The organism is Mongoliimonas terrestris (assembly GCF_001927285.1).
GTDB lineage: Bacteria > Pseudomonadota > Alphaproteobacteria > Rhizobiales > Pleomorphomonadaceae > Chthonobacter > Chthonobacter terrestris.
The window spans coordinates 420,955-434,191 of sequence record NZ_MSIG01000002.1; the positions used below are offsets into that span (position 1 = coordinate 420,955).

Below are 13,237 nucleotides of genomic sequence, written 5' to 3' on the forward strand. Positions count from 1 at the left end.
GCCGCGTCGCGTGTCTCGTGCTACAGACCGCGTGCCCTCCGGACCGGGCCGCCCTTGCGGGGCGACCGATCCGGACGCGCCTTCCGATCCTCGCGAGTTTTGCCCATGACCAAGCCCGTCGTCACGCGTTTTGCGCCCTCCCCGACCGGATACCTGCACATCGGCGGTGGACGGACCGCGCTTTTCAACTGGCTCTACGCAAAGCGCACGGGCGGCATCATGCTGCTCCGGATCGAGGACACGGACCGGGAACGCTCCACCCAGGCGGCGGTGGACGCCATTCTGGACGGGCTCACGTGGCTGGGGCTCACCTGGGAGGGCGAGCCCATCTCCCAATTCCAGCGGGCCGAGCGCCACGCGGAGGTGGCGCGCGGGCTCGTGGCGGCGGGCAAGGCCTATTATTGCTACTGCACGCCGCAGGATCTGGAGATTATGCGCGAGGAGGCCAAGTCCGCCGGCCGGCCGCCCCGCTACGACGGGCGCTGGCGCGACCGCGACCCGGCGGAGGCCCCGGCGGGCGTGAAGCCGGCGATCCGCATCAAGGCGCCGCTCGACGGCGAGACGGTGATCGACGATCAGGTTCAGGGCCGGGTGGTGTTCCCCAACAAGGACCTGGACGACTTCATCATCCTGCGCTCCGACGGCACGCCGACCTACATGCACGCGGTCGTGGTGGACGACCACGACATGGGCGTCACCCACATCATCCGGGGCGACGACCACCTGACCAACGCGGCGCGGCAGGCGATCATCTACGGGGCGCTCGGCTGGGACATTCCGGTGATGGCGCACATCCCGCTGATCCACGGGCCGGACGGAGCCAAGCTCTCCAAGCGCCACGGCGCCCTCGGCGTCGACGCCTACAGGGCTATGGGCTATCTGCCGGCGGCGCTCCGCAACTATCTGGTGCGGCTCGGCTGGGCGCATGGCGATGCGGAGATCCTTTCCACCGACGAGATGGTGGACCTGTTCGACCTGGGCGGGATCGGCCGGTCGCCATCGCGCTTCGACTTCGCCAAGCTGGAGAACCTCAACGGCCATTACATCCGCACGACGCCGGACGCGGAGTTGCTGGAGCACGTGGAGATCCTGCTCGGCCACATGGGCGAGGCCGGCGCCGCGCTGAAGGCCAAGCTGGACGCGGACGGGCGCGCCCGCCTGCTCGCCGCCATGCCGGGCCTGAAGGAGCGGGCGAAGACGTTGCTGGAGCTGATCGACGGCGCCGCCTTCCTGTTCGCCGACCGGCCGCTGCCGCTCGACGACAAGGCCGCGGCGCTTCTGGACGACACCGGCCGGGCCTCTCTTGCCGCGCTGCAGCAGAGGCTCTCCGGCCTCGCCGACTGGTCGGCGCAGAGCACGGAGGCGGCCGTCCGCGCCTATGCGGAAGAGGCCGGGATGAAGCTCGGCAAGGTGGCGCAACCGCTTCGCGCCGCCCTCACCGGCCGGACGACCTCGCCGCCGATCTTCGACGTGCTGGCGGTGCTCGGCCGGGACGAGAGCCTGGCGCGGATCGCCGACGCGGCCTGACCGGCGGTGCCCCGGGGCGGTCGGGACGCGCGGGAACGCGGGCGTTGCGACGGCGCGAGGGGGGCTGCGAAGATATCGCGTCTTTTGATTGGGGAAAGGGTCGAGATCCAACGCGAGGGGGTCTAGACTCGGCTGAAGGCGGCGGCGGAGCAGCACCCGAGCGGGCATTGCTTCCGTCGGCGCCTGCCCCGTCGGACGCGGGTGGATGGTTCGGCGCGTCCTCACGCGGGTTGGTGGAATTCGACTTTTTTGCGACGCCGCCGGCCCCGGCGGGGCCAAAGGTCAGCTTGCCGCACCTCTGGTTTTCCGCTACGCACAATGCGGAGCCTTCAAGGCAAACCTGCACCTTGACGCTTACGTAAACGTCGCTTTACAGGCCTTGCCGAACGCACCCAACCGACACTTCTGGAGGTCCATCCGTATGAGCGACACCAAAGCCTCCCTGGTCATCGGCGACAAGTCCCTCGATTTTTCGGTCAAGCAGGGCTCGGTCGGCCCGAGCGTCATCGACATCTCCACGCTCTACGCCAAGACCGGCCAGTTCACCTACGATCCGGGCTTCACCTCCACGGCCTCCTGCGAATCCAAGATCACCTATATCGACGGCGACAAGGGCATTCTTCTCTACCGCGGCTATCCGATCGAACAGCTGGCGGAGAACGGCGACTTCCTGGAGACCTGCTATCTGCTCCTCTACGGGGAGCTGCCGACGGCCGCCCAGAAGGCCGACTTCGACATGCGCGTCACCAAGCACACCATGGTGCACGAGCAGATGTCGCGCTTCTTCTCCGGCTTCCGCCGGGACGCGCACCCCATGGCCGTCATGGTGGGCGTGGTCGGCGCGCTCGCGGCCTTCTATCACGACAGCACGGACATTTCCGATCCGCACCAGCGGATGGTCGCCTCTCTGCGCATGATCGCCAAGATGCCGACCATCGCGGCGATGGCCTACAAGTATTCGATCGGCCAGCCGTTCGTCTATCCGAAGAACAGCCTCGACTACGCGTCGAACTTCCTCAACATGTGCTTCTCCGTGCCGTGCGAGGATTACATCGTCAATCCGGTGCTGGCGCGCGCCATGGACCGGATCTTCATCCTGCACGCCGACCACGAGCAGAACGCGTCGACCTCGACGGTGCGGCTGGCCGGTTCGTCGGGCGCCAACCCGTTCGCCTGCATCGCGGCCGGCATCGCCTGCCTGTGGGGTCCGGCGCACGGCGGCGCCAACGAGGCGGCGCTCAACATGTTGGCGGAGATCGGCACGCCTGACCGCATCCCCGAGTACGTGCGCCGGGCCAAGGACAAGAACGATCCGTTCCGCCTGATGGGCTTCGGCCACCGGGTCTACAAGAACTACGACCCGCGCGCCCGCATCATGCAGCGCACCACCCACGAGGTGCTGGCCGCGGTCGGCAACACGGACGACCCGTTGCTGCAGGTGGCGGTGGAGTTGGAGAAGGTGGCGCTGTCGGACGAGTATTTCATCGACAAGAAGCTCTACCCGAACATCGACTTCTACTCCGGCATCACGCTCCGCGCGCTCGGCTTCCCGACCACCATGTTCACCGTGCTGTTCGCGCTGGCCCGCACGGTCGGCTGGATCGGCCAGTGGAAGGAGATGATCGAGGATCCGTCCCAGCGCATCGGCCGGCCGCGCCAGCTCTACACCGGGTCGCCGCAGCGCGACTACGTGCCGGTGGAAGAGCGCCGCTGAGGCTGCAGCCTGGACCGAGGACAGACAGGGGGGCGCCGTTCGCGGCGCCCTTTTTCGTTGGGCGGGGGCTGAGAGGAAAAACTGGACGAGGGGGGTGGTTCACCCCTCTCCCCAACCCTCTCCCTCAAGGGGAGAGGGGGCGCGTTGAGGGGAAAGAGGGGTGCGGTGGTTCACCCGTCAAGGGGGGTGGTTCACCCCTCTCCCCAGCCCTCTCCCTCAAGGGGAGAGGGGGTGCGTCGAGGATCAGATGCGAGCTTGGTGTCAGGCGGCAGGCGGGGTGCGGCGGGCGGTGGCGAGGACGACTTCGGCGGCGGCGTCGCCGGGGCTACGGCCGCCGGGAAGGGCCATGAGGGTCCAGAGGTCGGCAAAGGCGTCTACCTGGGCGCGGCGCACGGGGGTGTCGGCGAGGAGCGGGCCGAGGTCGGCGGCGAGCGTGTCGGGGGTGACGGCGGCGTCGAGCCGCTCGGGGACCACGTTGCGGCCGAGGATGATGTTGGGGAGCACCATGGAGCTGACCTGCACCTGCCCCGGCATGGCCAGCACCACCCGCTTGACCACCCGGAACAGGGCGTCGAGCCGGTAGGCGACCACCATGGGCACACCCGCCAGCGCCAGTTCCAGGGTGACGGTGCCGGAGGCGGCGAGCGCCGCATGGGCACGCCGGAACGCCGCGAACTTGGCCGCTTCGCCGGTGACGATGCGGGGCGCGATGACCCAGCCGGCAGTGCCCGCCTTGATGGTCTCCACCAGGTGCGGCACGGCCGGGATGACGAGGTCGAAGCTGGCGCCGGAGGCGGCGAGGCGCTTCACGGTTTCGCCGAAGACGGCGAGGAGGCGGCTGACCTCGCTCTGCCGGCTGCCCGGGAGGACGAGGAGCGTCGGCGGATCGGCGGCGGCGATGGGCAGGCGCTCGCCCTCGGTGCCGAGGAGGAGGTTCGGCCGGTCGATGAGCGGATGGCCCACGTAAGTGGTGGGCGGGCCGGCGAGGCGGGCGTGGATGGCCGGTTCGAACGGCAGGATGGCGAGTAGGTGGTCCACGTAGGCGGCCATCTTGCGCGCGCGCCCCGGCCGCCAGGCCCAGACGGACGGGGAGACGTAGCCAACCACGGGGATCTGCGGCCGGGCCTTACGCACGCGCTTGGCCACCTGGTGGGTGAAGTCCGGGCTGTCGATGATGACGAGCACGTCCGGATCCTCGGCCACCACGGCCGCCACGGTGGCGTAGACCCGCCGGACGATGGTGGGGAGGCGGGCAAGCACCGGGCCGATGCCCATGACGGCGATGTCGTGGAGCGGGAAGAGGGTGGAAAGGCCGAGCGCCTGCATGCGACTGCCGCCGACGCCGCTGAAGTGGACCGCGCCGCCGGTGCGGCGGATCAGCGCCTCCATCAGCCGGGCGCCGAGCTGGTCGCCGGATTCCTCGCCGACCACCAGGAAGACCTTGAGCGGCCGCGCGTCGGGGCTCATGGGCGGCGCTCCGCCCGATCCGGCGAACCGATCGTTGCGGACGCCGGGGCGGACGTCATGGGGCGGACTCCTCGATCGGGTCCATGTCCGGGGCGGCGAGGTCCTTCTCCTCGGCGACGAGGAAGAGGCGGGCGGCATCGGCGGCGGCGACCGTGGCGGTGCGGTCGACGATCATCACCCGGCCGGCCTCCACGGCGATGCCGGCAAGACCGGCCGCCGCGACGGCGGCGATCGTCTTCGGGCCGATGGTGGGCATGTCCACGCGAAGGTCCTGCTGCGGCTTGGCGGCCTTGACGAGCACGCCGTCGCGGCCGGACCACTTCAGCCGGCCTCGCTCCCGCAGATTGGCGATGCGGGCGACAAGCTCGTCGGTGCCTTCCACGCCCTCCACGCCGACCACCCGGCCGCCGACCGCAACCACCGCCTGTCCGATGTCCAGGCTGCCGAGCACGCGGGCGGCCTCGAAGCCCTTGCCGACGTCGACCGTCTGGGTGGCGGACGGGGTGATGCGGCCGAGCTGGCCGACGGTGGCGACCAGCTCCGGCGCGACCGTGTGGGCGCCGATGACCGCGTAGCCGCGATCCTCGAAGAAGCGGACGACGCCCTTCAGCACGGTGTCGTCGCCGCCGACCATGAGGGCGAGGATGCGCGGCAGGCTGAGAATGGCGCCGAGGTCGACCCGGATGGCGCTGAAGTCCGGCCGGCTGACGGAGCCGGCGATGACGAGGTCGCTGACCTTTTCCCGGACCAGGAGGTCGAACAGACGGCCGATCTCGCCCCAGCGCACCCAGTGGTGGGGGAAGTCCTGCACGGTGTGCTCCGCCTCGCCGCGGATGGCGAAGATGACCACGGGGCGGCCTTCCGCCCGGGCGGCGGCCGCGACCGTGACCGGAATCGCGCCGCCCCCGGCGATGATGCCGAGCGTCGGACGGGACGGATCGGACGGTCCGGCGAGCATCAGTCGTCGAGGTCCTTTCCGCGCGGCGTGCAGATCGCCCGGTCGCCGCCTTCCTTGAGGAAGGCGATCAGGCGGTCGACGAGCGGCGTGCCGCCGAAGGTCTCCTCCACGTGCGCGATGCGCGTGGCCAGGGGCTCGTCGCCGGCAAACAGCGCCTTGTAGGCGGCGCGGAGGGCGTGGATGGCCTCGCGCGGATGGTTCGCCCGACGCAGGCCGACGAGGTTGAGGCCACCGAGGTGGGCGCGGTTGCCGAGCACGGTGCCGTAGGGGATGACGTCGTTCTCGACGCCGGACATGCCGCCGACGAAGGCGCCCTCCCCGATCCGCACCCATTGGTGGACGGCAGAGAGCCCGCCCAGGATGGCGTTGTCGGCGACCCGCACGTGGCCGCCGAGGGTGACGTTGTTGACGAGGATGACGTTGTCGCCGACGAGGCAGTCGTGCGCCACGTGGGCGCCGACCATGATGAGGCAGCGGTCGCCCACCTTGGTGAGCATGCCGCCACCCTCGGTGCCGAGGTTCACGGTGACGTTCTCGCGGATGACCGTGTCGGCGCCGATCTCCACCCGGCTCGGCTCGCCCTTGTACTTCAGGTCCTGCGGCGCGTGGCCGAGGCTGGCGAAGGGGTAGACCTTGGTGCGGGCGCCGAGCGTGGTGCGGCCGGTGACCACCACGTGGGAATGGAGGACGACGCCGTCGCCGAGCGTCACGTCCGGCCCGACCACGGTGAACGGGCCGATGCTCACCCCGGCGCCGAGCGTGGCGGCGGGGTCGACCAGGGCGGTGGGATGGACGGTCGTCATCAGGGTCTCGGCTCCAGGGTCCGCGCTCACTCGTCCACCAACATGGCGCTGAGTTCAGCCTCCGCCACCTTGACCCCGGCGACTTTGGCTTCAGCGGCGAACCACCACATATTCGCACGCTGCTTTATCTTCTTCACGTGGTACTCGAGCACATCCCCAGGCCCGACGGGACGGCGGAACTTCACCTTGTCGATGGTCATGAAGTAGACGAGCTTCGGCCGCCGCTCCAGCGGGCGGGCGGCGACGCAGATGGCGCCGGCGGTCTGGGCCATGCCTTCGATCATCAGGACGCCCGGCATCACCGGCTGCTTGGGGAAGTGTCCCTGGAAGTGCGGCTCGTTCATGGTCACGTTCTTGATGCCGACGGCCGCGTTGTCCCCGTCGATCTCGACGATCTTGTCGACGAGCAGGAAGGGATAGCGGTGCGGCAGCACCTCCAGGAGACGCATGATGTCGAGGACGGCGAGCGTCTTCGGCCCTTCGGTCGAGGACGGATGGTCAGGAGTATCGGTCACGGCTGGTTCTCTCTGCCGGATGCAAGCTTTTGAAGGGCGGCCATCTCCCGGATCCATTCACGGAGCGGTTTGGCCGGGATGCCCGCGACGCGCATTCCGGCGGGAATGTCGTCCTTGACGGCGGACGCGCCGGCGACTTGCACGCCGGACCCGACTTTCACATGACCGGACACACCGGCCTGGCCGCCGAGGGCCACGAAATCTCCAAGCGTGGAGGAGCCGGCGACGCCGGTTTGCGAGACGAGGACGCAGTGGCGGCCGATGACCACGTTGTGGCCGATCTGGACGCCGTTGTCGATCTTGGTGCCCTCCCCCACGATGGTGTCGCGGTTCGACCCGCGGTCGATGGTCGTGTTGGCGCCGACCTCCACGTCGTCCTGGATCACTACGCGGCCGATCTGCGGCACCTTGAGGTGGCCGGTCGGCCCCATGGCGAAGCCGAAGCCGTCCTGGCCGATGCGGACGCCCGCATGAAGGATGACCCGATTGCCGACGAGGGCGTGGGTGACGGAGGCGTTCGGGCCGACGTAGCCGTCCCGGCCGATCCGCACGCCGGCGCCGATGACGGCGTTGGCGCAGATCACCGTGCCGCGGCCGATCTCCGCGCCGCGGCCGATGACGGCGCCGGCCTCCACGGTGGCGCCGTCCTCCACGGCCGCGTCCGCATGGATATGGGCGGCGGGCGAGAGGCCGCTCTCGCCGGTGACGCCGGGCGGACGGGTGGCGTCGGGGAAGAGGGCCTGGAGCACCAGGGCCATGCCGCGGTAGGGCGACGGTGCGACGATCGCGGCCGTGCCCTCCGGCACCGCGGAGAGGTGCTTGTCGGCGAGGATGACGGCGGCGGCCGTGGTGGCGCGCAGGTGCGGCACGTAGCGGGGGTTGTCCAGGAAGGTGAGATCGCCGACGCCGGCCCGGTCGAGCGGAGCGACGCTCGACAGCACGAGCGCCGGATCACCGCGCTCCAGACGGCCGCCCGAAAGGGTGGCGATCTCGGCGAGCGAGAGCCGGCGCGCCGGAAAGAAGAATTGCGGGTCGGCCATCAGCCTCGTCCCCTTCGACAAAGACGCATCTCTTGGCGGAAACGTCCGGTCGGCTTGGATGTTTCGCCGTCTTCTCTAAACGACACGGCCGCCGCGGTGAAGCGGCGGCCGTGCATCCGTTCGTACGACGCCTGTCCGTCAGAACTTGGTGCCGCCGGAGAAGCGGAAGATCTGCGTCTCGTCGGCGTCGTCCTTGGAGACAGGGAGGGCGAAATCGGCGCGGAGCAGACCGAAGGGCGACTGCCAGAGGAGGCCGAGGCCGACCGAGGCGCGCAGGGTCGGGTCGTCGCCGACCACGTTGATGCCGGCGCCGGCATCGTCCACGCTGTCCTGGTCCACGTCCCACACGGTGCCGGCGTCGGCGAAGAGCGAGCCGTAGAAGCCGAACTCCTTGGGGATGACCGGCAGCGGGAAGACGGTCTCGGCCGTGGCGGCGGCGTAGAACTGGCCGCCGAGCAGGTAGCCGGACGTGTCGTCGCGCGGGCCGATGCCTTCCGAGGCGAAGCCGCGAATGGTCTCGCCGCCGAGGCGGAAGTGGTCGATGAAGCGCAGGTCCTGGCCGAGGCCCATGATGTGGCCGGCCTTGACGCCGACGCGGCCGATCAGACCCCAATCCGGCACCAGTTCCTTGTAGTAGTCGGCCTTGACGGTGGTGCGGATGAACTGCACGTCGCCACCGACGCCGGCGAACTCCTGGCCGAACTGGGCATAGATGCCGTCGCGCGGGAAGAGGCGGCTGTCGATGGTGTCGTAGGTAAGCGTGTAGCCGATCGACGAGACGATCGCCTCCTCCTCGTCGATGAGGTTCGGGCCGATGCCGTCCTCGTCGGTGAAGGCGTCGTCGATGTCGAAGATTTCCTGGCTGTAGATGGAGTACTTCAGGCCGAGGGTGGTGTTTTCCGCCACCGGGATGCCGAAGCGCAGGGCGCCGCCGGTCAGGGTCTCCTGGTAGGGATGCACCTCGTCGCCGCCCTCGTCATAGGACCGGCGGTAGAGATCGAAGCCGGCCGACAGGCGGCGATCGAGGAAGTAGGGCTCGGTGAAGGAGAGCTCGTAGGTCTCCGCCTCCTCGCCCCGGCCGACGGCGGCCCGGACGTACTGGCCTCGGCCGAGGAAGTTCTTCTCCGACAGGGAGAGTTCGGCGATGAAGCCGTTGGACGTGGAATAGCCGGCGCCGACCGACACTTCGCCGGTCGCCTGGTCTTCCACCTGCACGTTGACGATCACCCGGTCCGGCGACGAGCCGGGCTCGGAGAAGACGCGCACGGTCTTGAAGTAGCCGAGGTTGCGCAGACGGCGCTCGGCCTTCTCGATCAGCACCTGGTTGTAGGCGTCGCCCTCGGCAAGATCGAACTCGCGACGGATGACGTAGTCGCGGGTGCGGGTGTTGCCGATGACGTTGATGCGCTCCACGTAGGCGCGCGTGCCCTCGTCGATGAAGTAGGTCACCGAGATGCGGCGGTTCGCGTAGTCGCGGTCGCCGCGCGGGCGGACCTGCACGAAGGCGTAGCCGCGGGCGGCGACGGCGACCGTGATGTCCTCCAGCGTCTTCTCGACGGCGGTGGCGTTGTAGACGTCGCCCGGCTGGGTGGAGGCGAGGCCGCGAAGCGCCTCGGGGTCCAACTCGGACAGGGTCGTTTCGACGTTGATGTCGCCAAAGGTGTACTGCTCGCCCTCCTCCACCGTGAAGGTGATGAAGAAGGCGTTCTGCTCGCGGTCGAAGTCGGCGACCGCCGAGATGATGCGGAAGTCGGCGTAGCCGCGGCTGTAGTAGAAGCGGCGCAGCAGCTCCTGGTCGGCGTTGAGCCGGTCCGGGTCGTAGTTGTCGGTGGAGCGGAGCCAGCCGAGGATGCCGGACTCCTTGGTCTGGATCACGTCGCCCAGGCGGCCGTCGGAGAAGGCCTGGTTGCCGACGAAGTTGATCCGGTTGACCTCGGTGCGCGGACCCTCGTTGATCTGGAAGACGAGGTCGACGCGGTTCTGCCCGAGGTCGATAACCTGCGGCTCCACGGTCGCGTTGTAGCGGCCGGTGCGGCGGTAGAGCTCCAGGATGCGCTGGGTGTCGGACTGGACCTTGGCCTCGGTCAGCACCGAGCGGGGCTGCAGCTCCACGGTGGCGCCGAGCACGGCATCGTCGTGCCGGTCGTTGCCCTCGAAGGCGATGCGGGTGATCACCGGGTTCTCGACGACGGTGACCACGAGGGTCGAGCCGGAGCGCGAGATCCGCACGTCGGAGAAGAGGCCGGTGGCGAACAGCGTCTTGATCGACTCGTCCACATCGGCGGCGCCGAAGTTCTGGCCCGGCTTGATGGTGAGGTAGGAGATGACCGTCTCGGGTTCGACTCGGGTGGAGCCGGCGACGGTGATGCGCGACACGACGTCCGCGTAGGCCTTTTCCATGCCGAGGCCCGGAAGATCGGCACCAACCAGCGGCATGACGCCGCCGAGTGCGACCGAGAGGCCGACGACTTTGGTCCAGTTTTTGGTGGCGCGCATGAGATACTCGAACCCGTTGATCACGTCGGTGTTCCGGGCCGTACGGCGACCCTGAAGCCTCGACTTTCGGTTTTTACAGTGTTCCGGGGGGCTGGCAAGGCGGCATGCGGGGGCAGAACCGTTTATGCCCAAACAGTTGCCGCACCGCCACGGTCGCCGGGTTCGGCTTCTGAGGCTCGAGCGCGTCCGGATCATCCGGACGCCAGCTGCATCAAGTCGTTCCATGTCGCGAACACCATCAACGCCAGTACAATCGCGAATCCGACCCTGAACCCGTAATCCTGCGCCCGTTCCGACAAGGGACGGCCGCGGATCGCCTCGATCGCGTAGAAGACCAAGTGTCCCCCGTCGAGCAACGGTATCGGGAAAAGGTTAAGCAGACCGATCGAAACTGATAGGATCGCAGCAAGGTTAATAAGCGGTGCAATGCCGAGGGTCGCGACCTGTCCGGACACCTGGGCGACCCGAATCGGACCGCCCAACTGGTCCGCCGATTCCCGGCCGACGATCACGCCCCAGAGATAATCGAGCGTGCGGGTGACGATGAAGGTCGTCTCCTTGACGGCCTCGGCGACGGCGCCCGGTGGCGAGAAGGTCTGGATGGTGACCTCCTCGGCGGTGTGCTGCAGGCCGAGCATGCCCACCCGGTGGACGTTGCCGAACCGGTCCGTGGTCTCGCGCCGCTCCGGCGTGGCGGTGAGGGTGACTGGCCCGCCGGCGCGCTCCACCACGATGGTGAGCGTGGTGCCGGCGCTGCCGGAGACGATGCGCTGCAGGTCGCTGAAGCTGGCGATCGGGTCGCCGTCGATGCTGACGATGAGATCGCCCTCGGCAAAGCCGGCCGCCTCGGCGGCGCTACCGGGCTGCACCGCGTCGACCGTCGGCGGCGAGACGGGCTTGCCGGCGAAGAGGAAGAGCGAGGCGAAGATCACGATGGCCAGGATGAAGTTGGCGATCGGACCCGCTGCCACGATCGCGGCGCGCCGGCCGACGCTCTTGCCCTGGAAGGATCCCGGCTGGTGGGCGATCACCGCATCCCGGTTGGGGGTGCTCGCAGCGCTCATGTCGTCGATGAACTTGACGTAGCCGCCGAGCGGGATCGCGGCGAGCCGCCAGCGGGTGCCGTGCCGATCGTTGAAGCCGACGATCTCCGGCCCGAAGCCGATGGAGAAGGTGCGCACCGCCACCCCGCACCAGCGGGCGACGAGGAAATGCCCGAGTTCGTGAAAGAAGACCACGATGGTCAGCACGAAGAGAAAGGGGATCAGCGTGCCGAGTACCGAGCCGCCGAATCCGGTGATCATGTCCATCGTCTCGTCCTCCAGGCCCCACCGCCGGTGCGCCGCCGTGACGGCGGCGGCCGGACCGCATCCAGCGGGGCCGATCATTCGTCCCAAAACCGCCAGCCCGGTCGGGCCATCGGCATGTCAGCCGCAGAAACCGGCCGGAAAAATTCACCATCCCTCACCCGCGCGGGGCCAAGGTGCTCAGGTGGCGCGCCGGACCACCTCGTCACGGGCGAGCCGCCGGCCCTCGGAATCGAGGGCGTAGGCTTCGTCGAGCGCCGCCGGCTCGCGCATCATGCCTGCCCGGCTTGCGCGGGACAATGTCTCCGCCACGACCGCGGCAATATCGAGGAAACCGATCCGCCGGTCGAGAAAAGCCTCGACGGCGATCTCGTTCGCCGCGTTGAGAACGCAGGGCGCGCCTGCTCCGTCGCGGAGCGCCGCCTCGGCGAGCGCGAGACAGGGAAAGCGCGTCCGGTCCGGTGCCTCGAAGGTGAGCGTCCCGAGGGCGACGAGGTCGAGCGGCGCGACCGGCGCCGGCCGGCGCTCCGGCCAGGCGAGGCAGTAGGCGATGGGGGTGCGCATGTCGGCGCTGCCGAGTTCGGCCAGCAGCGAGCCGTCCGTGTAGCGGACGAGGCCGTGCACCGCCGACTGCGGGTGGACCACCACCTTCAACTGGTCGGGCGTGACGGGGAAAAGGTGATGAGCCTCAATGAGTTCCAGGCCCTTGTTCATGAGGGTCGCGGAATCGATGCTGATCTTGCGGCCCATGGTCCAGTTGGGGTGCTTCAGCGCCCGCTCGGGCGTCACGTCCGCCATGTCGGCGCGCGAGACGGTGCGGAACGGGCCGCCGGACGCGGTGAGGATGATCTCCGCCACCTCGCTGACGTTGTCGGCCTCGAGCACCTGGAAGATGGCGTTGTGCTCGCTGTCGACCGGCAGGATGCGCGCGCCGCGGCGGAGCGCCTCGCGCATGTAGAGCCGTCCGGCGCAGACGAGGGTCTCCTTGTTGGCGAGCGCCACGGCGGACGCGGCTTCAAGGGCGGCGAGCGACGGCGCGAGGCCGGCGGCGCCGACGATGGCCGAGACCGTGAGGTCGGCCGGGCGGGCGGCGGCCTCGATCACCGCGGCCGGGCCGGCGGCGGCCTCGATGCCGGTGCCGTGGAGGCGGGCGGCAAGGTCCGCGTAGGCGGCCGGATCGGAGACGACCGCGACGGCGGCGCTAACCTTTACGGCCCACTCGGCGAGGGCGGCGGCGTTGGACTGGGCCGTGAGGGCGACCACCTGGTAGCGGTCCGGATCGCGAGCGATGAGATCGAGCGTGGAGCCGCCAACGGACCCGGTGGCGCCGAGCACCGAGATGCGCTGCCGTCCGGTCCGCGTTCGCTGCAGCGGGACGTCGGGCCGGGACAGATCCATCATCGGGTCTCC

General features: G+C 69.2%; 10 protein-coding genes. 2 read left to right on the top strand and 8 right to left on the bottom strand.

Annotated features, from left to right (window positions below; translation table 11 throughout):
* The first annotated feature begins 105 nt into the window (after positions 1-105).
* Both gltX and gltA read left to right on the top strand, forming a co-directional pair.
* Positions 106-1,527, top strand: coding sequence for a glutamate--tRNA ligase (gltX, locus tag BUQ68_RS04320; protein ID WP_075214692.1), 1,422 nt, complete (start codon positions 106-108; stop codon positions 1,525-1,527).
* A 421-nt stretch (positions 1,528-1,948) separates the two neighbouring features.
* Positions 1,949-3,241, top strand: a complete 1,293-nt coding sequence (gene gltA, locus BUQ68_RS04325; RefSeq protein WP_075214693.1) for a citrate synthase — start codon at positions 1,949-1,951, stop codon at positions 3,239-3,241.
* A 261-nt stretch (positions 3,242-3,502) separates the two neighbouring features.
* On the opposite strand, the gene lpxB is transcribed toward gltA, so the two are convergent.
* The 8 genes from lpxB to dxr all read right to left on the bottom strand — a co-directional run bounded on the left by lpxB (position 3,503) and on the right by dxr (position 13,228).
* Complete coding sequence (gene lpxB, locus BUQ68_RS04330; protein WP_075214694.1) at positions 3,503-4,708, bottom strand: lipid-A-disaccharide synthase; 1,206 nt, start codon at positions 4,706-4,708, stop codon at positions 3,503-3,505.
* A gap of 55 nt (positions 4,709-4,763) precedes the next feature.
* Complete coding sequence (locus BUQ68_RS04335) at positions 4,764-5,666, bottom strand: LpxI family protein (RefSeq protein WP_075214695.1); 903 nt, start codon at positions 5,664-5,666, stop codon at positions 4,764-4,766.
* Entirely contained in the window at positions 5,666-6,469 is an 804-nt protein-coding gene (lpxA, locus tag BUQ68_RS04340) for an acyl-ACP--UDP-N-acetylglucosamine O-acyltransferase (protein WP_075214696.1), read from the bottom strand. The genes BUQ68_RS04335 and lpxA overlap by 1 nt, the downstream gene beginning before the upstream one ends.
* 26 nt (positions 6,470-6,495) lie before the next feature.
* A complete protein-coding gene (gene fabZ / locus BUQ68_RS04345) occupies positions 6,496-6,918 on the bottom strand; it encodes a 3-hydroxyacyl-ACP dehydratase FabZ (protein WP_245293161.1) in 423 nt (140 codons plus the stop codon).
* A gap of 62 nt (positions 6,919-6,980) precedes the next feature.
* The gene (gene lpxD / locus BUQ68_RS04350; protein WP_075214698.1) at positions 6,981-8,024 is read right to left on the bottom strand and encodes a UDP-3-O-(3-hydroxymyristoyl)glucosamine N-acyltransferase; all 1,044 of its coding nucleotides are present in this window, start codon (positions 8,022-8,024) and stop codon (positions 6,981-6,983) included.
* 138 nt (positions 8,025-8,162) lie between these two features.
* The gene (gene bamA / locus BUQ68_RS04355; protein WP_075214787.1) at positions 8,163-10,520 is read right to left on the bottom strand and encodes an outer membrane protein assembly factor BamA; all 2,358 of its coding nucleotides are present in this window, start codon (positions 10,518-10,520) and stop codon (positions 8,163-8,165) included.
* 191 nt (positions 10,521-10,711) lie between these two features.
* Positions 10,712-11,830 carry an RIP metalloprotease RseP gene (gene rseP / locus BUQ68_RS04360; RefSeq protein ID WP_075214788.1) on the bottom strand — a complete coding sequence of 373 codons (1,119 nt, stop codon included), beginning with the start codon at positions 11,828-11,830 and terminating at the stop codon, positions 10,712-10,714.
* 177 nt (positions 11,831-12,007) lie between these two features.
* The gene (gene dxr / locus BUQ68_RS04365) at positions 12,008-13,228 is read right to left on the bottom strand and encodes a 1-deoxy-D-xylulose-5-phosphate reductoisomerase (RefSeq protein ID WP_245293154.1); all 1,221 of its coding nucleotides are present in this window, start codon (positions 13,226-13,228) and stop codon (positions 12,008-12,010) included.
* Positions 13,229-13,237: the final 9 nt, after the last annotated feature.